This is a genomic window from Rhodobacteraceae bacterium M382, assembly GCA_025141015.1.
In the GTDB taxonomy this organism is placed as follows: Bacteria; Pseudomonadota; Alphaproteobacteria; order Rhodobacterales; family Rhodobacteraceae; genus Aliisedimentitalea; species Aliisedimentitalea scapharcae.
Window position 1 is genome coordinate 266,281 of the sequence record CP081101.1, and the last position, 21,653, is coordinate 287,933.

A 21,653-nucleotide genomic window follows, 5' to 3' on the forward strand; every position below is an offset into this window, starting at 1 on the left:
GCGCGAATGTCAGACGACAAGTTCAACAACTACCTTTTCAAACAATATGTGGCCAACAAGATCTCGCGCCGCAAGTTCATGGGAACCTTGGCCGCAGCGGGGGTTACTGCAGGCGTTATCAATGGGTTGACTGCGCAGCGCGCCCAGGCTGCAACACCGAAAAAGGGTGGACGTCTGGTCGTTGGCATCGAATCTGCCCAAGCCCAGGACAGCCTGGACCCAACCAAATATTTCAGCACCTCGAATATCCAGATGGGTTATGCGGTGCATGACAATCTGGTGAACCGGGACGCGAATCTGCAACCCCAGCCCTGGCTGGCAACATCATGGGAATCCAACGCTGATGCATCGTCGTGGGTCTTTGACCTGCGGCAGGGCGTAACTTTCCATGACGGTTCGGACTTTGCTGCCGAAGACGTCATCTATTCGATGAAGCGCCACTATCGCGAAGGGTCCGAAGCACCTTCAAAATCCTTCATGAGCCAGATCAAGGATATCGTTAAGCTGGGCGAACATCAGGTCCGCTTTGACCTGGTCGCACCAAACGCCGACTTTCCCATGATCCTGTCGGACACCCGCGTGCAGGTGACCAAACGCGATCTCGAAGATTTCACCGGCACACCTCCGGGAACCGGCCCGTTCAAGGTGGTCGAGTTCACTCCCGGCAGCCGCTATGTCATGGCGCGCAATGAAAACTATTGGGGTGATGACGGGCCCTATGTGGACGAGCTGGAATTTGTTGGCATCGCCGACAACACCGCCCGCATCAACGCGCTGATCGCCGGCGACATCAACGTCCTGTTGCAGCTGGATCAAAAGGCGACCCGCCTGATCGACAACAGCGGCATCGGCTATGTGATCGACGCCCCGTCAGGTGCTTTCATCAATCTGGCGATGATGATGGATCGCGAACCTACCAATAATGCCGATTTCCGTCAGGCGATGAAATACGCCGTCGACCGTGAAGGCATCCGCGACAATATCCTCAAAGGGTTGGGCAGCATCGGCAACGACCACCCGATCGCGCCGATCGACCCCTATTACAACTCCAATATCCCACAGCGGCAGTACGACCCGGACAAGGCCCGCTTCCACATCAAGAAGGCAGGCCTGGAAAACACGCCCATCGACATCTACGGCTCCGACGTGGCGGGCACTGGTGCGCTGGCGTCAGCCCAGCACCTGCAGCAAAGCGCCAAGGCGGGCGGCATCAACCTGAATGTGATCAACCCGCCCTCGGACAGTTTCTGGTCGGCGGTCTGGATCCAAAAGCCCATGGTCACCTCGGGCTGGGATCCGCGCCCGGTGCCGGATCTGATCTTCTCCATCGCGTTTTCCAACACCTCCAGCTGGAACGAGACCCTGTGGAGCAACGACCGGTTCGAAAAACTTTTGGTAGAGGCCCGTTCGGTCACCGACTTTGCCAAGCGCAAAGAGATGTACGACGAAATGCAAATGATGCTGCATGACGATGGTGGCCATATCACCTTGGGCTTCCGCAACTTTGTCGATGCGGCGCGTAACGAAGTGCAGGGCATTACTCCCCATGGTTCGGGACCGTTGGGTTTCTATCAGATGCAGCGTACTGCCTGGATCGACGAATAACCTGATCTCCCCTACCTCTGACTTGGGCCAGCGTTTTGCGCGCTGGCCCTTTTTCCCACTGAACCCCAATACATGAGGTGCCGAAATGGCCATCCGATCCCGTGGTCGCAGGCGGGTTGCTGGCTCTGTTGTCTCTCAACGCAGACCCCGGCAATCCTATCTGGAAACTATCACCAACGATCAGGCCGAGATGATTTTTGAAGGGGTGCTGAGTGTTCTCAGCAACGTCGGCATGCTGGTCGAAGACTCCGAGGCCCGGGCAATGCTGGTGGCCGCAGGTGCCCGTGCGCAGGACGAGCGGATTTTTTATCCTCCGGACTTGGTTCGCCGGGCATTGGAAACCGTACCGGCGCGCATTGCCTTCTTTTCGCAGAACGGCGATCAGGCCTTTGCCACCGACGACGCGGTGCCGCGATTTGGGACGGCCGTTAACTGCGTGCAGGTTCTGGATCCGCGCAGTGGCGATTACCGCCCTTGTGTTCTATCCGACATCTCGGACCATGGACGTCTGCAACAGGCCCTTCCCCATATAGATATAGCGGCCGCACTGGGATATCCCAGTGATGTGGACGCAGCCACCGAAGCGCTTGCCAGCGCCCGGGCCTTGATGGAAACCACATCCAAACCGATCTTTTTTACCGGACATGACGAACATGGCGTGCGCGCAATCTGGGAGGATATGGCAGCGCGCGCTGGCGGCATGGGCAATCTCGCCGACAGGCCATTTGGCTTGGATTTGGTGGGTCCCGTGTCGCCCCTAAAGCTAGGTGGGGAAACCTGCCAGCGGCTGATGATGGCTGCCCGCCTGCACCTGCCGGTGGTCTGCTATCCCGCAATCTTTCCTGGCATGGCCTGCCCGTTAACATTGGCCGGTGCGATTACACAGGCAACGGCAGAATCCGTCGCCGGGATCGTGATCAGCCAGCTTGCCGCCCCGGGTGCGCCGGTCATGTCCGGATCGTCCGTCATGCCCATGGACATGCGCCGTGCCGATATGGCCATTGGGTCTCCAGAATACACACTGGCGGGATTAGGGGCCGCGGATGTGTTCCGCCACCTCGGGATCCCCAGCTGGGTTGGATCAGGTTGCACTGACGCGCATGACATCAGCCCCCAGGCCTTTGCCGAGGCCAGCGCGAGCCTGCATGGCACCTGCGTCGCGGGTACCGCGCTGACCCATAATCTGGGAGTACTGTCGAGCGGACGCACCGGCTCGATGGAAATGCTCGTCGCATGTGATGAGATGGCCGCCATGGCGACCAAGTTCGGTGCCGGGATCGAAGTGACCCCCGAGACCATTGCCACAGATGTGATTGCCCGCGCCTCGGCTGACAATTCCTTTTTGACTGACCCACACACATTGGAACGCTATGAAACTGAAATGTGGATCCCCGGTTTGATGCGCCGGGAAGGTATTGAAAACTGGCAAGACGCCGGGCGGCCGGTTCTGCGGGCCCAGCTGCGCGAGAAGACACTCGATCTCTTGGAGAGCCTCTGACATGGCCGATTATACTCTGTTCTGTGCCCCTGACACCTACGCGATGGGGGCCCATGCTGTCCTCGAAGAAGTCCAGGCCGACTATGCGGTACACTGGGTCCACCTGTTCGAGAATGACCCAGATCCGGCGTTTCTGGCGGCCAGCCCCCACTGCCGCACCCCTGCTTTGGCAGGCCCTGATGGTACAGTGTTTGAAACCGGGGCGGTCTGTCTGTATCTGGCCGAACGCCACCCCGAAGCAGGTTTGATCATCCCGGTGGGCGACCAACGCCGTGGTGCTTTTCTGCAATGGTTTCACTATCTGGCCACGACCCTGCAACCGGACGTGATCATCCAGTATCATCCAGAGTTCTACCACGCAGACCCGACACTGCAGGCTCAGCTTAGGGACAGCTCGATGCAGCGGCTTCGTGGGGTGTTTGAAACGTTAAACACTGCGCTTGCGGATGGGCCCTACTTCTTTGGCGATCACCCGACGGTGCCAGATTTCGTGCTGGGGATGCAGACGCTGTGGGACGTGATTTTCCCGGAAGGTGACATCACCGCCTATCCCAATATCGCCCGTCACCGCGACGCTATCTGTGCCCGCCCCTCGGTTCAGCGGATGCAGGATCAGCACCGGGCCGAAACAGCCCGGCGCAAACGCTAGGGTCGGTCGGCCCCCGCCCACATCGAGCGGGGGCAATGGAAGCATCTACCGTGCAAAGATCTGAGGGAACTTCTGGCTCACGTAGGGGGCACCAGGCGACAGAAGATCATCCTCCAACCATTCCGCCACTCCCTGATCAGGATCATATCGGGCCTGATCCAACCCGAACCGCACTGCATATCCACGCCGCCGTCGGGTCGATGTCCGATTGCCCATGGCCGAATGCACAATGAACCCGTCAAACGCCAACAGGTCCCCTGGTTCCAGATCCCAATGTACAACCCGATGCTGATCCCGTTCGGCTTCGAAATCAGGCATGTCTACATATTGCGGGTCGTCCTTTTTGACATAGTCCACGAACCCGCCCAGCTGATCGGTCGTAAATGGGCGGTATTTCTGGCCCCAGGCATGGCTGCCCGGAATAAATTCCAGCGCACCGTTGTTGGCATCCACCGCGTCCAACGCGATCCAAGTCGTGATGATTGGCCCCGCAACCGGCCAATAGGGTTGATCGGTATGCCATCCGGTCTGGGTCTTGGTCCCGGGTTCCTTGACGAACATCTGGTCAAAGATCAACGAGGTCCAGTCCGACCCGCCGATATCCGCCACCAATCGCCCGATCCCGGATTTTAGGCAAAAGTCCTGAAAGATGCCGGGGTTGGTGCGCATATTGCGATAGGCGAAATACCGTTCCCCCCGTTTCAACTCTTGCTCGACTGCCGCTCGCAGTTGATCCAGCCAGAACGGTGTCAGCGCCCCGCGCACCACAACCACGCCTTCGCGTTTGTATTCTTCGGCAAGATGGCCGGTTTCTGTTTTGATGATATCCATGTGTCTCTCCTGTCAGGACGCATGCGCCCCGATCGTGAATCATGCCCTCTCGCAAGAGGCGTTTCGGAATCACGTCAGAGAGTTGGTGAACTGCGGCAATCAATTACGAAGGACGGCCAGGGCGACCGACAGGTCATGCGCGCAAACAACCCCGACATGAACCCGGCCCGTTTCATCGCCCGGTCCCTTTGGCATGTACATGCTGCAACCCGACGGTGCCGCCCAGTTGCGTTCCCAGCCCGTTGATCATGCGCGCCCAATAGGCGAATGCCGCCACCAGTTGAATCAGATAAGAGATACCTTTGTCACAGAACCCAACCTGCCGCAGAGCTTTGACATCGTCCTCGGTCATCTGATCCGGGTGCAAAGACAACTTGCGCGTATAGGTCAGTGCCGCCTGTGTCGATGCATCGCCCAATCCCTCCAATTGGCCATCTCTCAGGGATTGCAGGATCGCCTCTCCCCGTACCGGATCCCCCAGGTACATGATGAAGTTGGCACCATGGTTCGCAGCGGCATAGTCACTGCCACACAAGATCGCGACATAGGTGCTGACCAGTTCTGCCAACCAGCAGGGTAACGGGTTGTCCGGATTGTGCAGCAGCGCCAAATAATGCGCATCGGCTGGCTGGATGGCCCTGGGCGTCTGCGACATGGCGAGATACAGGTTTTCGACTTGACCATCCTTGCCCTTGACCGCGTCATAAGCTTTGGACAGATCGCCGCTGGCATGATCCTGAGGGATGACCTGCACCCATGCAATCTGTTTGTCGCCCACCTGATCAGACCCCGATTTCGTGCAACACCGAAGAATTCAGCAGCTTCTGCTGGTCCTGGTCCATCATGGTCTGAATTTCCGGTCGGTCCAGAAAAACAAATCGCCCCCTGTCCCACACCACTTGATCATCGAATGCAATCGTCAGGTCCATCAGATGAAAGGCGGCATCTCCGGGATCAATCCCGGCTGCATGCATATGCGTGTAGCGCGGCGAACCATAGGTCACCGTGCCCCATTTCTCCAGATCTGCATAGGGATCGCCGACATAATACGTGCCTGGGTTGATCCCCGTGTGCCACGAATTGATGAGATAAGGATCACCCCCGGTCAATGCCGCAGCGCGTTCCAGCTGCGACTTTAGCCGGGCCACCAAATCGGCAGGCCCCTGAAAATCAACCATGCGCGAATCTTCGACCCTGGTCAGGATCGGTTCGTTCAGCACCAGGGTGCTGTCGTCATAGGCCCGTGTCGAAGACGACGTGACAAAGTGCTTGATCGCGAGGGTCCCCTGCATCCGATGACAGATAACTGGCGGAAAGATCATCACCGGAAACAGCTCCAGCGCAAAATCGGCCACGGCGTCCTCGCGCCCCACTTTGATCTCGCTGGTCAGATCCGTGCCGCAATCGCCACTGATGCGGTAACTGCGCGCACTCAGGATCAGATCCAGAAGCGCATCGTGCACCCTTTTCATCACCGCAAAATCCGCACTGGCAAAGGGGGCCGAAAGATACCCCAGGTCCAACGTATAGGTCATCACGGCCTTGGCCTTGTCGCCCGACAGATTGAACCGCACCTGATCGCCTAGTCGGGAAAAGAAAATGGTCCTGTCTGCCCGCTCCATCGCCTCGCGCACATTGGCAGGAAAGGCGCTCGCATCTGTAACGGGAGCTGCCATAACCACCTCTGGTGTCATGCCCAGATCGGTGGCGACCTTGGCAACGGCGTCGCACAGGGCTGGATCGAAATACAGATCAGGACCTTCTTCGCCGACCAGCAAAACTCGGTCCCCGGCTTGTGCGCCCGCACAGGCCAGCAACAGGTTACGTGCCCCAGGTACCAATTGTTCCAAAGCGATCTCGGCCATTTCGTCCCCTTTGGCAAAAGTCTTGTTATGGACTCAGCTATGACTCTTCTGTGATCACAGATCAATAAAAATCTGCAGCTTGCCAAATAGAATTTCCCGCGCTAACTGTGATCACAGATTCAGCGCGAAACGGATCCGAGCATGAGCTATTCAGGACTGTCCCTCTTGGGACATGCAATCACGGGAAACAGGCATTGGCCAGCGATCATCGCTGCGCCGGACATGCGCGCAACCTATGACATCGTGATTGTCGGAGGCGGCGGTCATGGGCTGGCGACCGCCTATTATCTGGCGGACAACCACGGGCTAAGCAATATTGCCGTAGTTGAAGCCGGATGGATCGGCGGGGGCAATACCGCCCGCAACACCACAATCGTGCGGTCGGATTACCTCCTGAATTCCAGCTTCGGGCTCAAGAACTTCGCTCTTGGACTGTGGGCGGACCTGAGCCGTGATCTGAATTTCAACCTGATGTATGAACCCCGCGGCTATGTGGATCTCGCCCATTCGGACGGCGAGTTGGAGCATTTTACCTTGCGGGCAAACGCCATGCGGTTGGGCGGGGCGGACGCCTCGATCCTGACGGGTGACGCCTTACAAGCACGTGTACCGGAATTGGATCTGTCCAACGGCAAGCGGTTCCCGGTCAGCGGCGCTCTGGTGCAGGAAGCCGGCGGGGTGGTGCGCCATGATGCAGTGGCCTGGGGATTTGCCCGCAAGGCATCAAAGGCAGGCATTCACATCTTTCAAAATTGTCCGGTAACCGGCTTTGACATCGTGAAGGGTCGTTTGAACGCAGTAGAAACAACACGGGGCCGCATCAGCTGCAAGCAGGCAATGATCAGCGTCGCGGGTGCCAGCAGCCATGTTGCGGGCCTCGCCGGGGTCGATCTGCCACTGAATTCGATCAATGTGCAGGCCTTTGTGACCGAACCGGTAAAACCCGCTCTGGATGCGGTGGTGAACTACAATGCGGGCCTGTCCTATGTCAGCCAGACAGACAAGGGTGAATTTGTTTTGGGAGGAGCGACTGACGGCTATGGCTCCTTTGCCCGCCGCGGCAGCTTTGAGCGTATCGAAGACGTGCTGGCCCGAGCGGTGCAAATGTTTCCCTTTCTGTCGCGACTGCGGGTGATGCGGCACTGGTCGGGAACCGCCGACATTCCGATGGACGGCAACGCCATCATGGGCCCCACCCCCATCCAGGGTCTGATGATCAATGGCGGCTGGGGTTACGCCGGGTTCAAGGCAACTCCGGCAGTCGGCCACCAGATGGCCGAGTTGCTGGCCACCGGGAAAACACCCGCACTGATCGCGCCATTTGCGTTGGACCGGTTCACCAGCGGCACCGAACAAGATGATGCGGGTCTCGGCCCATATCCCTGGCTGCACTAAGGAGAGGTGCGATGTTATTGATCCCTTGCCCCAACTGCGGCCCCCGCGACGAAGGTGAATTTTCCTATGGTGGCCCGGCCCGCGCGTTGCCTGCATTGGAGGCTGACGTAAACACTGGTCACAACGCGCTCTATCATGGGGTCAACCCGCGAGGCCCGTTGCGCGAGCTGTGGTACCATACATCCGGTTGTGAATGCTGGATCACCCTGACCCGTGACACCGCCAACCATGATTTTGTGACAGGGGACATATGATGCGCCTGTCCACCGGCGGTCTGATTGACCGCGAAACCACACTGACTTTCACATTCGATGGTCACAAGATGATTGGCCATGCCGGCGATACGCTGGCTTCGGCGCTGCTGGCCAATGGGCGTCATCTGGTGGCCCGGTCGATCAAATACCACCGCCCGCGCGGCATCGTGTCGGCCGGGCTCGAAGAACCATCGGCGCTGGTCACCGTCACGGATGAAACCGGCAGCACGCCCAACCTCAAAGTCACCGAAGTTCTTCTGAGGGATGGATTGCAGGTCAGCAGCCAGAACGCCCATCCCTCCCTGGAGAACGACCGCGCAGCTATATTGGGGCTGGGCGGCAAGATGCTGAGCGCAGGGTTCTACTACAAGACCTTCAAATGGCCCCAGGCTGCCTGGTCAAAGACTTATGCCCCTATCATCCGACGCGCAGCCGGGCATGGTCAGGTTGATCCGACGGCCGATCCGGCCCTCAATGACAAACGCCATCGCCATTGCGACCTGCTGGTCATTGGCAGCGGCCCGGCCGGTCTGTCGGCGGCTCTCACTGCGGCCCAGGCCGGAGCCACGATCATAATTGTGGAACAGGACCACGAATTGGGTGGGGCTCTTTTGGACAGCGACACCCAGATACAAGGCATATCAGCCCGGACCTGGGTCCAGGACGCGCGCGACGCGTTGGCCGCGCTGTCAAATGTAACCGTGATGCCGCATACGCTGGCCTTTGGCCACTATGATCATGGATATGTGCAGGCGGTCGAGACTCAGCCCCCCGGCAGCGTCACCCGCGCCATCCTGTGGAAGATCCGCGCCAAACGCATCCTCCTGGCTGCCGGTGCGATTGAACGCCCTGTGGTTTTTCCCGGCAACGACCGCCCTGGGGTGATGCTGGCAGGCGCAGTGCGCAGCTATATCCGTCGCTTTGCTGTTGTTCCGGGCAAACGCGCTATAGTCGCGGTTGCCGATCCGGCGGAACGCGCAGATACAATTGCCGCGTTGCTTGCAGCCGATATCCAGGTCGTCGCTGCTCTGGAACCTGGAGCCCGTTTGCTGGGCACCTCCGGCAAGCGGCATCTGAGCGGCCTTGTCTGGCGCGACGAGGCTGGAAAACGCCATCGAACCTCCTGTGATCTGATCGCCATGTCCGCGGGCTGGATGCCCACCGCCCATCTCCTTGCTCATATGGGCCCACGGCTCAGTTTCGATGCAGACGCTCAAAGCCTGCTGCCCCCCGCCACGGATGGCATCCTGCAACCTGTTGGCGGTGCCCGCGGCGTTCTGGGCCTGGACGAATGTCTGACCGACGGCAAGGCCGGCGCACATCAGGCCATGGCCGAACTTGAGATGCACAAACATCTCGACCTGCCACGCCCAACACCGACACCAGCCCCCACACAAGCGTTCGAATCCGGGCCGGGAAAGGCGTTTGTCGATCTGCAAAATGATGTGACCCGCGCCGATGTGGCGCTGGCACAGCGCGAAGGGTACAGCGATGTGGAGCTGACCAAGCGTTATACAACGCTTGGCATGGGCACTGATCAGGGCAAGACCAGCTGGACCAATGGGATCCTGGAAATCGCCAAATTGTCCGGCAACGACCCTGCCGAAATCGGCCACACGACCTATCGCCCCCCATTTTCACCCGTTTCCATTGGTGCGTTGGTCGGGACCGAAGTCGGGACCGAAATGACCCCGACCCGCCGCACGCCATTTCACACTGGGTTTGAACGAATGGGGTGCGTGTTCCAGACCTCGGGAGATTGGCTTTATTCGCGCTATTTTCCCGTTGCAGGTGAAACCATGGCCCAGGCCATCACGCGGGAATGTAACGCCGTACGGAGCAGCCTGGGATGTATCGACATGTCCACCCTGGGCAAAATCGACGTTCAGGGACCGGACGCATTGGAGTTTCTGTCCCGGCTGTATTGCAATGCCTTTGCCAAGCTACAACCAGGGCGGCTGCGGTATGCGCTGATGCTGCGCGAGGATGGGTATCTGTTTGACGACGGCACCATCGCACGTTTGAGCGAAAACCATTTTCTGGTCACCGCCACAACCGCCAATTCGGGATCGGTCTGGCGGCATATGCAGCGATGCGCACAGGTGGAGTGGCCCGAGTTGGATGTGACGCTGACCTCGGTCAGTGATCACTGGGCGTCGCTGGCCATTGCAGGCCCGCACGCCCGCGACCTTCTCAGCGCGCTCATGCCCGATTTTGACGCATCGGGCGACGCCTTTCCGTTCGCCGCAGTGCGCGAAGGGTTTCTGAACGACCTACCGGTCAGGGTGTTTTCGGTCAGCTTCTCGGGCGAGTTGAGTTACGAGATCAACACTCCAGCAGGGTTTGCCGACATCTTGCTGGATCGTGTGATGGCCGCAGGCAGCCAATGGAACATCACCCCATACGGGTTGGAAACACTGGACGTGCTGCGGATTGAAAAGGGCCACCTTTCGGTCGGAACAGAAATTGACGGGCGGCGCACTCCGGCTGATCTGGGTCTGGGCGGCATGGTCTCTCAAAAGAAGGGCTTTGTCGGGCGCGGGCTGTTACAGCGCCCGGCCTTGCAAGCAGAAGGGCGCGAACAGCTGGTCGGGTTGATCCCCGAAGATGGCACCACACAGATTCCCTATGCCGCGCATCTCAGCGATACGGAACTGGATGCGAATGGACTGGCGCAGACCTGCGGTCACCTGACAGCCGCTGTCCTCAGTCCAACCCTGGGGCTCCCCATTGCCCTGGCGCTTCTGACCAACGGACGTGCCCGTATGGGTGACACCCTTTGGGCTCATTCCCCCATCGCCGGGCAATCGGTCCGTGTGCGTGTCACACCCGCTTGCGCCTATGACCCAAAAGGAGAGCGTCTGCATGTCTGAAACACTGCTTCCGCGCCCCGTCACCGATGCCGCCGGGTTCCTGCCAGGGCCACTGGGGCTGCGGCTGGACGAAGAATTCCTGCCACTGATGTCGCTGTCCGGTTCGACTGCCACGCTGGACATGGCGTTGCCCTTTGGCCAGGTTCGCTCGGACAGCACGGGCCTGTGCCTTCGGCTTTGGCCCGATGTAATCTGGGCCAGCGGTCTGCTCCCCGAGGGAGATTTTCGCGAGACCGACATTTCCCACGGCGTTACCCATCTGCGTTTACGCGGAGTAGAGGCGTTGCATTTCGTCGCCCAGTATACCCGCGCCGATTTGCACAGCGCCCCCATTCGGCAGGCGCGCGCCGTGCGCACCCGGCTGAACCATTATGATTGTACAATCTGGTGGACCAACACCCGCGATGTCCACATCGTAACAGATCGGTCCCTGGCACAATCTCTGACCGATCACCTGAGGGCACTGTCGCTGCGACACCCTCCCGCCGATCCATCCAAAACCCCGCGCCCGGTGGCACCGGACGCTCCAGACAGAAGAGGCTGAACATGTATCTCCGCAATACCTGGTACGTCGCTGCATGGGACAGCGAAGTCACACGAGAGCCCAAACAGATCAAGATTTTGGGCGAAAAGATCGTCACGTACCGCACCCAAGCCGGTGACCCGGTCGCCCTGTTGGACGCCTGCCCCCATCGCAAATTGCCCCTGTCAAAGGGCCGGATCAAAGGTGATCAGATCGAATGCGGCTATCACGGGCTGACATTTGATTGTTCGGGCTCCTGCGTGCGGGTGCCGGGTCAGGACCGTATTCCCGGCGCGGCCAATGTACATTCCTATCCTGTCGTCAGCCGCTATGGGCTGGTCTGGATCTGGATGGGCGATCCGGCGTTGGCCGATCCAGACAAGATCTTTGTGGTCGAACATTTCGACGACCCCAACTATGGGATCAACAAGGGAGACGCGATTCCGTTTCCCTGCAATTACCTGTATATCACCGACAACCTGCTGGATCCTTCGCACGTCGCCTGGGTGCATCAAAGTTCGTTCGGGAATGCGGCCTGCGAAGAAGAGCCCCTGACCGTCACCGGCACGGACACCGGCGTGATCGTGTCACGTTGGATGTATGACGTCGAGGTTGCACCCTTTTACAAGAAACTGGTTCCGTTTGAGGGCAATTGCGACCGCGAACAACACTATGAAGTCCGCTATCCTTCGCTGGCGTATATCAAGGCGATCTTCACCCCAAAAGGCACCGGAGGCGACGCCAAAAATCTTCCAGATGGACAGTATTTCCAGATGGACAGCTATAACTTCATGACACCCGTCGACGAACGTACCACCCGGTACTTCTGGTTTCAGGTCCGGAATGTGAAGCCAGACGACGAAGAAATCTCTCAATACATGAGCGACTCGGTGATGTTCGCGTTCAACGAAGACCGCGACATTCTCATCGAAGTGCAAAAGGGCATGGAGGAAAAAACCACCCGCAATATCGACATTGCCATTGACGCGGGCCCGCTGTTGTATCGCCGCCGGTTGCAAAAGCTGATTGATGCGGAACAACAGGTGCGTGCGGCGGCTGAATAGTCCCCGATCCCCGATGCCCCACCAGCGTAACATGTTGGTGGGGAAACCGGCCCTATTTTAAGTAGGAAGTCATTTCGCAAATAGGCCATGGGTGATACGGTCGACACGTCAGTTGTTGTTTAGGTCATAGCCCATGCGTTCCAGAGAGTCCGAGAACTTGCTCAATCGTTCTGCATCTGGACCCTCCGGACGCAATCCGGTGGTTCCGGTGATTGCAGAAACAGATGTTGTTCTGGTCAACCTCGGGCGCAATCCGGAGACAACCCGCCTGGACCAGGATATCAATCCCTGGGGCGTCGACGATTTCGAATTCGTGCCGCTGTCGGATCTGGAACCGATCCCGGTTGAGGACCAGAACACGCGTGACGACACAACAACACCCTTTTCGGGCGATATGGCGGCTGACCGCGGCAATGGTCGCGATGACACAGGGCCCGCTTCCGATGACACACCGCCTGAAGACATTGATGCAGACCCGGCACCGACTCCTGTTGCGCTACCGGAAACCCCGCCAGCCCCAACAAACAACGGCCGCCCAACCGGGGAAACCCCTGGTACGCCACGGGTAACCCCGCCCAGCATTGCGCCGGGCGATGACAACGCCGAATACGGTCGCGATCCCGGAGCCACCCCTGATGTTCCCCCGGTCACCGGCCCAGTTGCCGACTATGTCAGCGGCGGTCCGGCTGCGTCCTCGTATAACGTTGCAATCGAATTCATCGGCACCTGGACCACCAGCTTGCAGGCCGCATTCACCGAAGCAGCCGATTATCTCAGCACGATCATTCTAGCCGACATTCCGGACGCTGTTGTCGATGGGGTTGTGGTTGATGATATCACCATCACGGCCACACTCGAAGGGATCGACGGCATCGGCGGCACCTTGGGAAGTGCAGGACCTCGCATGATCCGCAATGATGGCACCTATTTGTCCGCAACAGGGGCGATGACCTTTGACAGCGCAGATGCGCAGGACCAATTTGATCTTGGCAATTGGGAAACCATTGTACTGCACGAAATGATGCACGCCTTGGGGTTTGGTACGTTGTGGTCTCTGATGGGGCTGACCAGCGGTTCAGTTGCAGGTGGCGACATGCGGTTTACCGGTGCCAATGCCACCGACGTCTATCAAACCGAATTCTCGGGTATTGCAAGTGCAGATTCAGGATCTCTGTTGGGTGTGCCGGTGGAAACAGATGGCGGGCCTGGCACCGCCGGCGGACATTGGGACGAAACGGAATTTGATACGGAAATCATGACTGGCTATGTGGACACCAACAGTTTTGTGTCCCTCATGACCATCGCAGCTCTCGAAGATATGGGCTATGATACGGTGTTTGATAATCCCTATAGCGCGACTGATCTGAACGGGCCGATCCCAGGTGATCCGCTTTTGGATCTATTTGTCTGAACGGCCTGGTTTCGCTTTCATATTACTAAACATGACAACTACATTTGCGGAACCTGTACCCTTGAGGTACAGTAGAGTCCGCTTCATGAGCCCTGCCCGTTCAAACTGCATATTATATAACTAATTCAATGCTCCACGGGACCATGGGCGACGCTGGATACGCCTGCATGAGCCCTCCAAAATCCAATTACTTTAAGCTCTAAATTTTTAGGGTTGAATTTTAATTCCATTCAGTGCGGAATAGTCTCCAAGACCCTTTGCGAATTGTAAGATCAGAATTCCGATCTTACGGTAGGGGCGCAAAAACGATCCCAAGGGGAGGACAGGGACATGAATTTCAAAACTCTGGCGGCGGTTGCCGCAGTTGTCGCATTCGGCGCAAATGCCCAAGCCGAAGGGCTGAAGGTTGGCATGATCACCACGTTGTCCGGCGGCGGCGCTGGTCTGGGCATCGATGTGCGTGACGGCTTCATGCTGGCAATGAAACAATCAGGCCGCGATGACATCGAAGTCGTGATCGAAGACGACCAGCGCAAACCCGACGTGGCGGTTCAGCTGTCTGACAAGATGATTCAGTCCGAAAAGGTCGATGTCCTGACCGGCATCATCTGGTCCAACCTGGCGATGGCCGTAGTGCCTTCCGCCACCGCACAAGGCAAATTCTATCTGTCACCAAACGCAGGTCCCTCGGCGCTGGCCGGAAAGCGTTGCCACAAAAACTACTTCAACGTCGCCTGGCAGAATGACAACTTGCACGAAGGGGCCGGGGCCTATGCCCAGAGCGAAGGTTACAAGAACACCTTTATTCTCGCGCCGAATTACCCCGCCGGCAAGGACGCGCTGACCGGATACAAACGGACTTATGGTGGCGAACTGGCTGGTGAGGTCTATACCAAGCTGGGACAAAAGGATTACGCCGCCGAGATCGCCCAAATCCGCGCCAGCGGCGCAGACAGCGTCTTCTTCTTCCTACCCGGCGGCATGGGGATCGCATTCCTCAAGCAATATGCTGACAGTGGCGTGGACCTGCCCGTTGTCGGCCCTGCCTTCAGCTTTGATCAGGGTATCTTGCAGGCTGTTGGGTCTGCCGCTCTGGGGGTGAAAAACACCAGCCAGTGGAACAAGGACATCGACAACGCGGCAAACACAGCTTTTGTCGAAAGCTTCCAGGCCGAATACGGCCGCTTGCCTTCCCTATATGCAAGCCAGGGTTTCGACACAGCCAACCTGTTGATCAGCGCTGCGGCCAAGGCTGATGTAAACGATCAGGATGCTTTCCGAGCAGCTTTGAAAGCAGCGGAATTCGACAGTGTCCGGGGTGATTTCGCCTTTGGGTCGAACCATCATCCAATCCAAAACATCTATGTGCGTGAGGTGATTCAGGAAGGTGACGTGTTCACCAATAAAATCATCGGCACTGCGCTGAGCAACCATGCCGACGTCTACGCCGCCGATTGCAAGATGTAAGCATAGGCAAAGGATCAGGAGATCAACATGGCAAAAGAGCCTTCGGCCCTGGAAGCCAAATTGAAGCTCCTGGCTACCTTCGTCGCCTTTTTGGGTATCGCCTGGGGGGCGACGGAGTTTCTGATCAGCAAACGTCTTGAGGCCAAGCGACCATTTCTCGACTATCAGCTGGAAATGTATCGCGACGCTGTTTCCACAGTTTCCGTCCTTGCGACCGCCGGTCGTGACACGCCTGAATGGAAAACAGCCGAACGTCGGTTCTTCGAATTGTATTGGGGTGAACTGGTGTTGGTCGAAAATTCGCGAGTCGAAGCAGAAATGGCGGCTTTCAAGACCGCGCTTGAAGATGGCTCGCCCTATCTCAGGACACGGTCCTATTGCCTATCGCATGAACTCAGGCGCTCTCTGGAAAAATCCTGGTCCGTCAAACTGTGGCGATTTGACAAAGACGTTGATTGTGCTCCACCGCCTTTTGACACGTCCAAAGGTTGACCCCCGCGATCACAAGAGCGCGGGCGTGATCAAAGCAAACAAAGTAGAAATCCTGTGACATTCGTTCTTTTCTTCGAACAGCTTTTGAACGGGCTGCAATTTGGCGTCATGCTGTTTCTGACCGCGGCAGGGCTGACTCTGATCTTTGGCGTGATGGGGCTGATCAATCTGGCGCATGGCTCGCTCTATATGATCGGTGCTTTTGCAGCCTCGGCCGTGGCTGCGGCCACCGGATCCTTTGTGCTGGCTCTGGCGGCCAGTCTGATGGCGGCCGCGCTGGCCGGTGCGATCGTCGAATTCACCATCATCCGCCGATTATATGACCGGGATCATCTGGATCAGGTGCTGGCCACATTCGCGTTGATTCTGATCTTTTCCGAAGGCACGCGGTGGATCTTTGGGTCATTCCCGCTGTTTCTGGATGTCCCCCCTGCCCTTTCGGGCCCGGTCAGCCTGCCCGGTGGGATCGAATATCCGCTGTATCGTTTAACCATCATCGCCATTGGTCTGACTGTTGCCGTCGGACTGTTCGCCCTGATCCGCCGGACCCGTATCGGTATCCGTATTCGCGCCGGTGAAAGCGATCGTGAAATGATTGCCGCATTGGGCGTGGATATCTCCCGGCTGTATACATTGGTGTTTGCCTTGGGGGCCGCGTTGGCCGGATTTGCCGGGGCATTGGTGGGCGCGATCCAGTCGGTGCAGGTCGGAATGGGAGAACCTGTGCTGATCCTGGCATTTGTTGTGATCGTGATTGGCGGTATCGGCTCGATCAAAGGTGCGCTGGTTGGGTCTATTCTCGTCGGCCTGACCGACACTGTTGGCCGCGTGCTGCTGCCTGGTGTGTTCGGCCTGTTCATGGACCCAGCGGCCGCCAATTCGGTCGGCTCTTCGCTGGCGTCGATGTCAATCTATGTGTTGATGGCAGGCATCCTGCTGTTCCGCCCAACTGGACTGTATGGAAAGGCCTGAGATGACACGTGAACGATGGATCAATCTGGCGGTTCTGGCGGTGCTGATCGCCGTGCCGCTGTGGGCAAAATCGACCGGCGAGATCTTTATCATCTCGCTGACAACCAAGGTTGTCATCTTTGCCATCGCCGGGGTCGGGTTGAACCTGGCTCTTGGCTTGGGCGGTTTGGTCAGCTTTGGTCACGCTGCATTTTTTGGCATCGGCGGGTATGCCATGGGCATCCTGGCTAGCCACGCACAGGACTATTCCCCGCTGATGGAATGGCCGTTCCTGATCGAGGGCAGCAACCAGATGCCTGTGATTTGGGTGTTGGCTGTTGTGATCAGCGCCTTGGCGGCCTTGCTGATCGGCGCACTTTCACTGCGCACGGCCGGCGTCTATTTTATCATGATCACCTTGGCCTTTGGTCAGATGTTCTATTACTTTGCAATCAGTTGGCCCGCTTATGGCGGCGAAGACGGATTGTCGATCTATGTCCGCAACGAATTCCCCGGCCTCAACACCCTGGATCCGATGCAGTTCTTTGGTATCTGTTTTGTGTTGCTTCTGGTGGTTTTGGGTGTTTCCGGACGGGTTGCTGGGTCGTCGTTTGGCCTGGTGCTGGCCGCCGCACGGCAGAATGCCGAAAGGGTGCAAACCGTCGGTGTTGAACCGTTTCGCGTCCGGTTGATGGCGTTTACCTTGTCCGGTGCGATCACTGGCTTGTCCGGCGCGCTTTATGCGGATCTCAACCGTTTTGTCAGCCCGGCAATGTTCAGTTGGCAAACCAGCGGAGAGATCATGATTTTTGTCATTCTTGGCGGTGTAGGCCGGTTGTTTGGGCCAGTCGTCGGCGCGGCCCTGTTCATCCTGCTGGAACATGTGCTGGGTGGCATTTCCGAATTCTGGCACATCTATCTGGGTGGATTGCTGTTGGCCGTTGTGCTGTTTGCCCGTGGTGGCCTGATCGAACTGCTGGCCGGACGGGAGGTCGCCCATGACTAAGCCCATTCTGGACGTTCGGGACCTGCATAAATCCTATGGCGCTCTCAAGGCGACCAATGGTGTGTCTCTGGACCTGCGTCCTGGCGAAATCCACGCCTTGATCGGCCCCAATGGTGCGGGGAAGTCCACTCTGATCCGACAGATCGCAGGCAGCGAGGCATCTGACAGCGGCACGGTTTGGTTTCAGGGCGAAAACGTCACACCACTGGATGCAGTGAAACGCGCCCAAAAGGGACTGGGGCGCACGTTCCAGATCTCGTCTCTGGCGATGGAATTCACCGTTTTACAGAACGTGGTGCTCGGAGCGCTGGGGAAACGTGGCACAGTGTTTCGCCTGTTCAACCGGGTGATGAAGGACGCTGGCCTGCTGGAGACCGCGATGACGGCATTGGACCGCGTCGGGTTGGAGGATTTTGCCAATTATCGAACCGCCGACCTGTCCCATGGTCAGAGACGTCAACTGGAGGTCGCAGTCGCCCTGACCCTGAACCCGCGGGTGTTCCTGATGGATGAACCCATGGCCGGTCTGGGGGCCGAAGGGTCGCACCATCTGACGGGTGTTTTGGACACATTGCGCCATCAGGCTCCGATCCTGTTGATCGAACATGATATGGACGTTGTGTTTTCGCTCGCCAATCGGATCAGCGTGCTGGTCTATGGCCAGATCGTCGCGACCGGAACCGCTGATGACATCCGGTCCGATCCGGCGGTCCGCGAAGCCTATTTGGGAGAGGAGGACCTGTCATGAGCCTGTTAAAGCTGACCAATGTATCCGCCTTTTACGGTCCCTCACAGGCGTTGTTCGATGTCTCTCTGGACATTGCACCGGGCGAAGTTCTTGCGCTGATGGGACGCAATGGCATGGGTAAAACCACCACGGTCAAAGTCATATGCCAGATGCTAAAGGCCCGCGGCGGGGCTGTGAATTTCGACGGCACAGACCTGACACACCTGCCTTCGCACAGGGTCGCCCGTTTGGGCGTCGGATTGGTTCCAGAGGGGCGGCGGTGTTTTCCGAACTTGACAGTCTACGAAAATCTGATCGCAGCGGCGCGTCCTGGCGCGTGGAGCTTTGAGACCGTGTCAGACCTGTTCCCACGCCTGGCAGAACGGCGGGACCAATCTTCGGCTTCATTGTCGGGCGGTGAACAACAGATGCTGGCCATCGGGCGCGCCTTGATGATCAATCCGCGCCTTTTGATCTTGGACGAAGCCACCGAGGGGCTTGCTCCGGTGATCCGCCAGGAAATCTGGTCTGCCATCGCTCGGTTGAAACAAGACGCTGGTTTGTCCATTCTGGTCATCGACAAATCCATACGCGAATTGTCCACTGTCGCTGACACGGCTGTTATTCTCGAAAAAGGAAAATCTGTCTGGACCGGGGCCTTTGCCGAGCTGTCTCATGATGTGACCAATCAATATTTGGGCGTCTGAGGCGGCGGCAGGGGCGACAGCCAATCCCCCATGGCTCCATTCGTCGTGCCGCCCTATGCGCAGCAATGCGCATTGTGCTTCATGTTGTGGGACCCGCATTGTGTTTCTGCCGTGCGCCCAACAGGATAAATCGGATGGACCCGCTCCCCATCGACATTGTCGGTGCTGGTCCCAGGCCCGGCGAACACACTATTGGCGCGCCTCGATGTTCTGGATATCGCCCCCCCCCCCCTGTTCTTCGTCGTGCTCCTTCACGGCGCTCCCGGCCAACGGATGGATTGAAGAAACGGGGATGACAGCTGCGCCTTTGCCACAGCAGCAGCTGTGAAAATCTGACCCTGCTCTGGCGAAAATGGGAAAATGCCAACGGCAACGACTTCCAAGGAGCGGCGTTCCGTGCAACTCTGTTCCCGTCAAAACAACGCGCCACAGGATATCATGAAAGAACCCCGCAAGGCTTTGGACGACAGGCCATCTCTTGATCTGATCGTCGGTGCTGCTGTCAAAAATGACCGCATGCTCGCCGGATTGACCTTGGCTGAATTGTCAAAACGCGCCTCTGTGTCCACAGCAATGATATCCAAGATCGAACGCGGTCAGGTTTCGGCGTCGTTAACCACACTGGGGGCGCTGGCCGAAGCGATCGGCGTGCCACTGATCAACTTCTTTGCCGGAACCGTGGAAAAGACGGATGTCTCTTTTGTTCCTGCAGGCGAAGGCGTTCAAGTCCAACGCCAAGGCAGTGCCTTTGGCCACTCCTACAAACTGGTTGGACGCGCCGATGCGAACCATGTCAGCTTTGAGAGTTTTGCCGTCACACTGGAACAACCGCTCAGTAAGCGGCCATTGTATCAACATCGCGGGATTGAATTCATTCACGTGCTGGACGGTGAGATGGTTTATCGTTGCGGCGATGGGCAGTTTACGATGAAGCCAGGAGACAGCTTGTCTTTTGTGTCCAACGCCGCTCATGGTCCTGTGGAATTGCTGACACCCAAGGTCACATTCGTAACCGTGATTTCCAAGGCGGAAAGTGCAGATATGAATTGAAGCCGGGCCTTGCGCCGCGTTTTTTCTTGCTCGGAACATTTTTTCTTGATATGAAATTTTTCAACTGATGGTTAAATACGCTCCAGACCTAATCACGAGGTCGGATCGCAATCGGGAGATATTTCATGCAAAACGATTTAACGGGCAGTGACGGCTTCATTCGCAACTGCTGGTATGTTGCCGGGCGGAGCGAAGATTTTGGCCAATCCCTGACGGCGAACCGTTTCCTGGGCGATGATGTCGTTATCTTTCGTGGCGAGTCCGGTGAACCCATCGCATTGGAGGACGCCTGCCCACACCGCAAGCTGCCCCTGTCCAGAGGGTCAATCCAGGGCAGCACCGTGGTCTGCGGGTACCATGGCCTGACCTTTGATTGCAGCGGTGCCTGTGTGGCCGCCCCAACCCAGGAAAATGCGATCCCCAAAAGAGCGACCGTGCGATCCTATCCGGTTGAAGATCGTTGGGGGTTCCTGTGGATTTGGATGGGCGATGAAGAAACCGCCGACCCTGGCGAAATCATAGACATCCCCAACTTTGACAATCCCCAATGGGGGCGCACCGAACGCGGATCAATGGGGATGGCCTGCAACTATCTCTATATCACCGACAACCTACTGGATCCCAGTCATGTGGCGTGGGTCCACCTTACGTCATTTGCCGGAGCCGGCACCGACAACAGGCCACTGGAGATGGAAGAAAGCGACGACCATGTCACGATCTTCCGCTGGATCCATTCAGAGCCAGCCGCACCCTATTATGCGTCGATGCTGACCTTTGGTGACAATTGTGACCGCAAACAGCATTACGAATGTCGGGTGCCATCTACAGCAATCAACATGTCGGTCTATGCTCCCGCCGGACAGGGTGGCGCGGACAGGCCGCTGTCTGACGAAGCATTCGTGAACATTTCCTACAACTTCATCACACCAGTGGATCATGAAAACTCGCTGTACTTCTGGTTTCAGCACCGCAACCGCCATGCTGGCGTCGCCGAGATCGACAAACATATGTTCGAAGGGGCGATCATGGCATTTACCGAGGACAAGGAAGTGCTCGAAGAGGTCCAGCGCGGAATGGCCAATCGCAAGTCTGCGTATCTAAACCTGGGACTGGATGCAGGAGCGATGCGGTTCCGTCAAAAAGTGGCCCGGCGGATCCAAGCCGAGCAGCCTTCCGACTAAATCCAGCATATCCCACAGGTACCAAGGCGTTTGAGCAGGGTTCAAGCGGCTTGGAGTTGTGCCTCGCCGCGACATCACCAGGCCAGTGTGGCGGGGTCGACCGT

The 21,653-nt window shown here is 57.8% G+C and carries 20 protein-coding genes; 17 read left to right on the top strand and 3 right to left on the bottom strand.

The window, feature by feature from the left end; translation table 11 throughout:
* Positions 1-6 precede the first annotated feature (6 nt).
* The 3 genes from K3727_23630 to K3727_23640 all read left to right on the top strand — a co-directional run bounded on the left by K3727_23630 (position 7) and on the right by K3727_23640 (position 3,752).
* Positions 7-1,605, top strand: a complete 1,599-nt coding sequence (locus K3727_23630) for an ABC transporter substrate-binding protein (protein UWQ93796.1) — start codon at positions 7-9, stop codon at positions 1,603-1,605.
* An 85-nt stretch (positions 1,606-1,690) separates the two neighbouring features.
* A complete protein-coding gene (locus K3727_23635) occupies positions 1,691-3,103 on the top strand; it encodes a trimethylamine methyltransferase family protein (GenBank protein ID UWQ93797.1) in 1,413 nt (470 codons plus the stop codon).
* A 1-nt stretch (position 3,104) separates the two neighbouring features.
* Entirely contained in the window at positions 3,105-3,752 is a 648-nt protein-coding gene (locus K3727_23640) for a glutathione S-transferase family protein (GenBank protein UWQ93798.1), read from the top strand.
* Between the two features lie 45 nt (positions 3,753-3,797).
* On the opposite strand, the gene K3727_23645 is transcribed toward K3727_23640, so the two are convergent.
* From K3727_23645 to K3727_23655, 3 genes are all read right to left on the bottom strand, one after another.
* Positions 3,798-4,583, bottom strand: coding sequence for a phytanoyl-CoA dioxygenase family protein (locus K3727_23645; GenBank protein ID UWQ93799.1), 786 nt, complete (start codon positions 4,581-4,583; stop codon positions 3,798-3,800).
* A gap of 172 nt (positions 4,584-4,755) precedes the next feature.
* Complete coding sequence (locus K3727_23650; GenBank protein ID UWQ93800.1) at positions 4,756-5,361, bottom strand: peroxidase-related enzyme; 606 nt, start codon at positions 5,359-5,361, stop codon at positions 4,756-4,758.
* Between the two features lie 4 nt (positions 5,362-5,365).
* Entirely contained in the window at positions 5,366-6,448 is a 1,083-nt protein-coding gene (locus tag K3727_23655) for a hypothetical protein (protein UWQ93801.1), read from the bottom strand.
* A gap of 141 nt (positions 6,449-6,589) precedes the next feature.
* Between K3727_23655 and K3727_23660 the strand changes: the two genes are divergently transcribed.
* From K3727_23660 to K3727_23725, 14 genes are all read left to right on the top strand, one after another.
* Entirely contained in the window at positions 6,590-7,843 is a 1,254-nt protein-coding gene (locus K3727_23660) for an FAD-dependent oxidoreductase (protein ID UWQ93802.1), read from the top strand.
* 11 nt (positions 7,844-7,854) lie between these two features.
* Positions 7,855-8,097: a sarcosine oxidase subunit delta gene (locus K3727_23665; GenBank protein UWQ93803.1), complete on the top strand. Its 243-nt coding sequence runs from the start codon at positions 7,855-7,857 to the stop codon at positions 8,095-8,097.
* Positions 8,094-10,970 (top strand): (2Fe-2S)-binding protein, encoded by a 2,877-nt coding sequence (locus K3727_23670; GenBank protein ID UWQ93804.1) that lies wholly within the window; start codon positions 8,094-8,096, stop codon positions 10,968-10,970. The genes K3727_23665 and K3727_23670 overlap by 4 nt, the downstream gene beginning before the upstream one ends.
* A complete protein-coding gene (locus K3727_23675) occupies positions 10,963-11,514 on the top strand; it encodes a hypothetical protein (protein ID UWQ93805.1) in 552 nt (183 codons plus the stop codon). The genes K3727_23670 and K3727_23675 overlap by 8 nt, the downstream gene beginning before the upstream one ends.
* Before the next feature lie 2 nt (positions 11,515-11,516).
* Positions 11,517-12,557, top strand: coding sequence for an aromatic ring-hydroxylating dioxygenase subunit alpha (locus K3727_23680; protein ID UWQ93806.1), 1,041 nt, complete (start codon positions 11,517-11,519; stop codon positions 12,555-12,557).
* Positions 12,558-12,690: 133 nt separating this feature from the next.
* Entirely contained in the window at positions 12,691-13,968 is a 1,278-nt protein-coding gene (locus tag K3727_23685; GenBank protein UWQ93807.1) for a hypothetical protein, read from the top strand.
* Between the two features lie 330 nt (positions 13,969-14,298).
* Positions 14,299-15,435 (top strand): ABC transporter substrate-binding protein, encoded by a 1,137-nt coding sequence (locus tag K3727_23690; protein UWQ93808.1) that lies wholly within the window; start codon positions 14,299-14,301, stop codon positions 15,433-15,435.
* 27 nt (positions 15,436-15,462) lie between these two features.
* Positions 15,463-15,927, top strand: coding sequence for a hypothetical protein (locus tag K3727_23695; GenBank protein UWQ93809.1), 465 nt, complete (start codon positions 15,463-15,465; stop codon positions 15,925-15,927).
* A 54-nt stretch (positions 15,928-15,981) separates the two neighbouring features.
* Entirely contained in the window at positions 15,982-16,899 is a 918-nt protein-coding gene (locus K3727_23700; protein ID UWQ93810.1) for a branched-chain amino acid ABC transporter permease, read from the top strand.
* Position 16,900: 1 nt separating this feature from the next.
* The gene (locus K3727_23705) at positions 16,901-17,884 is read left to right on the top strand and encodes a branched-chain amino acid ABC transporter permease (GenBank protein UWQ93811.1); all 984 of its coding nucleotides are present in this window, start codon (positions 16,901-16,903) and stop codon (positions 17,882-17,884) included.
* Complete coding sequence (locus tag K3727_23710; GenBank protein ID UWQ93812.1) at positions 17,877-18,632, top strand: ABC transporter ATP-binding protein; 756 nt, start codon at positions 17,877-17,879, stop codon at positions 18,630-18,632. Before K3727_23705 ends, K3727_23710 begins: the two co-directional genes overlap by 8 nt.
* Entirely contained in the window at positions 18,629-19,318 is a 690-nt protein-coding gene (locus K3727_23715; GenBank protein UWQ93813.1) for an ABC transporter ATP-binding protein, read from the top strand. The genes K3727_23710 and K3727_23715 overlap by 4 nt, the downstream gene beginning before the upstream one ends.
* Positions 19,319-19,756: 438 nt before the next feature.
* The gene (locus K3727_23720) at positions 19,757-20,368 is read left to right on the top strand and encodes an XRE family transcriptional regulator (GenBank protein ID UWQ93814.1); all 612 of its coding nucleotides are present in this window, start codon (positions 19,757-19,759) and stop codon (positions 20,366-20,368) included.
* A 125-nt stretch (positions 20,369-20,493) separates the two neighbouring features.
* Positions 20,494-21,549 carry an aromatic ring-hydroxylating dioxygenase subunit alpha gene (locus K3727_23725; GenBank protein UWQ93815.1) on the top strand — a complete coding sequence of 352 codons (1,056 nt, stop codon included), beginning with the start codon at positions 20,494-20,496 and terminating at the stop codon, positions 21,547-21,549.
* The last annotated feature ends 104 nt before the right edge of the window (positions 21,550-21,653 follow it).

What these genes read in the sequence shown, in the direction of transcription:
- K3727_23710 (UWQ93812.1), top strand. Translation starts at nt 17,877, where the DNA reads ATGACTAAGCCCATTCTGGACGTTCGGGACCTGCATAAATCCTATGGC.
- K3727_23670 (UWQ93804.1), top strand. Translation starts at nt 8,094, where the DNA reads ATGATGCGCCTGTCCACCGGCGGTCTGATTGACCGCGAAACCACACTG.
- K3727_23665 (UWQ93803.1), top strand. Translation starts at nt 7,855, where the DNA reads ATGTTATTGATCCCTTGCCCCAACTGCGGCCCCCGCGACGAAGGTGAA.
- K3727_23680 (UWQ93806.1), top strand. Translation starts at nt 11,517, where the DNA reads ATGTATCTCCGCAATACCTGGTACGTCGCTGCATGGGACAGCGAAGTC.
- K3727_23645 (UWQ93799.1), bottom strand. Translation starts at nt 4,583, where the DNA reads ATGGATATCATCAAAACAGAAACCGGCCATCTTGCCGAAGAATACAAA.
- K3727_23640 (UWQ93798.1), top strand. Translation starts at nt 3,105, where the DNA reads ATGGCCGATTATACTCTGTTCTGTGCCCCTGACACCTACGCGATGGGG.
- K3727_23675 (UWQ93805.1), top strand. Translation starts at nt 10,963, where the DNA reads ATGTCTGAAACACTGCTTCCGCGCCCCGTCACCGATGCCGCCGGGTTC.
- K3727_23660 (UWQ93802.1), top strand. Translation starts at nt 6,590, where the DNA reads ATGAGCTATTCAGGACTGTCCCTCTTGGGACATGCAATCACGGGAAAC.
- K3727_23695 (UWQ93809.1), top strand. Translation starts at nt 15,463, where the DNA reads ATGGCAAAAGAGCCTTCGGCCCTGGAAGCCAAATTGAAGCTCCTGGCT.
- K3727_23720 (UWQ93814.1), top strand. Translation starts at nt 19,757, where the DNA reads ATGAAAGAACCCCGCAAGGCTTTGGACGACAGGCCATCTCTTGATCTG.
- K3727_23630 (UWQ93796.1), top strand. Translation starts at nt 7, where the DNA reads ATGTCAGACGACAAGTTCAACAACTACCTTTTCAAACAATATGTGGCC.
- K3727_23705 (UWQ93811.1), top strand. Translation starts at nt 16,901, where the DNA reads ATGACACGTGAACGATGGATCAATCTGGCGGTTCTGGCGGTGCTGATC.
- K3727_23690 (UWQ93808.1), top strand. Translation starts at nt 14,299, where the DNA reads ATGAATTTCAAAACTCTGGCGGCGGTTGCCGCAGTTGTCGCATTCGGC.
- K3727_23725 (UWQ93815.1), top strand. Translation starts at nt 20,494, where the DNA reads ATGCAAAACGATTTAACGGGCAGTGACGGCTTCATTCGCAACTGCTGG.
- K3727_23685 (UWQ93807.1), top strand. Translation starts at nt 12,691, where the DNA reads ATGCGTTCCAGAGAGTCCGAGAACTTGCTCAATCGTTCTGCATCTGGA.
- K3727_23635 (UWQ93797.1), top strand. Translation starts at nt 1,691, where the DNA reads ATGGCCATCCGATCCCGTGGTCGCAGGCGGGTTGCTGGCTCTGTTGTC.
- K3727_23715 (UWQ93813.1), top strand. Translation starts at nt 18,629, where the DNA reads ATGAGCCTGTTAAAGCTGACCAATGTATCCGCCTTTTACGGTCCCTCA.
- K3727_23655 (UWQ93801.1), bottom strand. Translation starts at nt 6,448, where the DNA reads ATGGCCGAGATCGCTTTGGAACAATTGGTACCTGGGGCACGTAACCTG.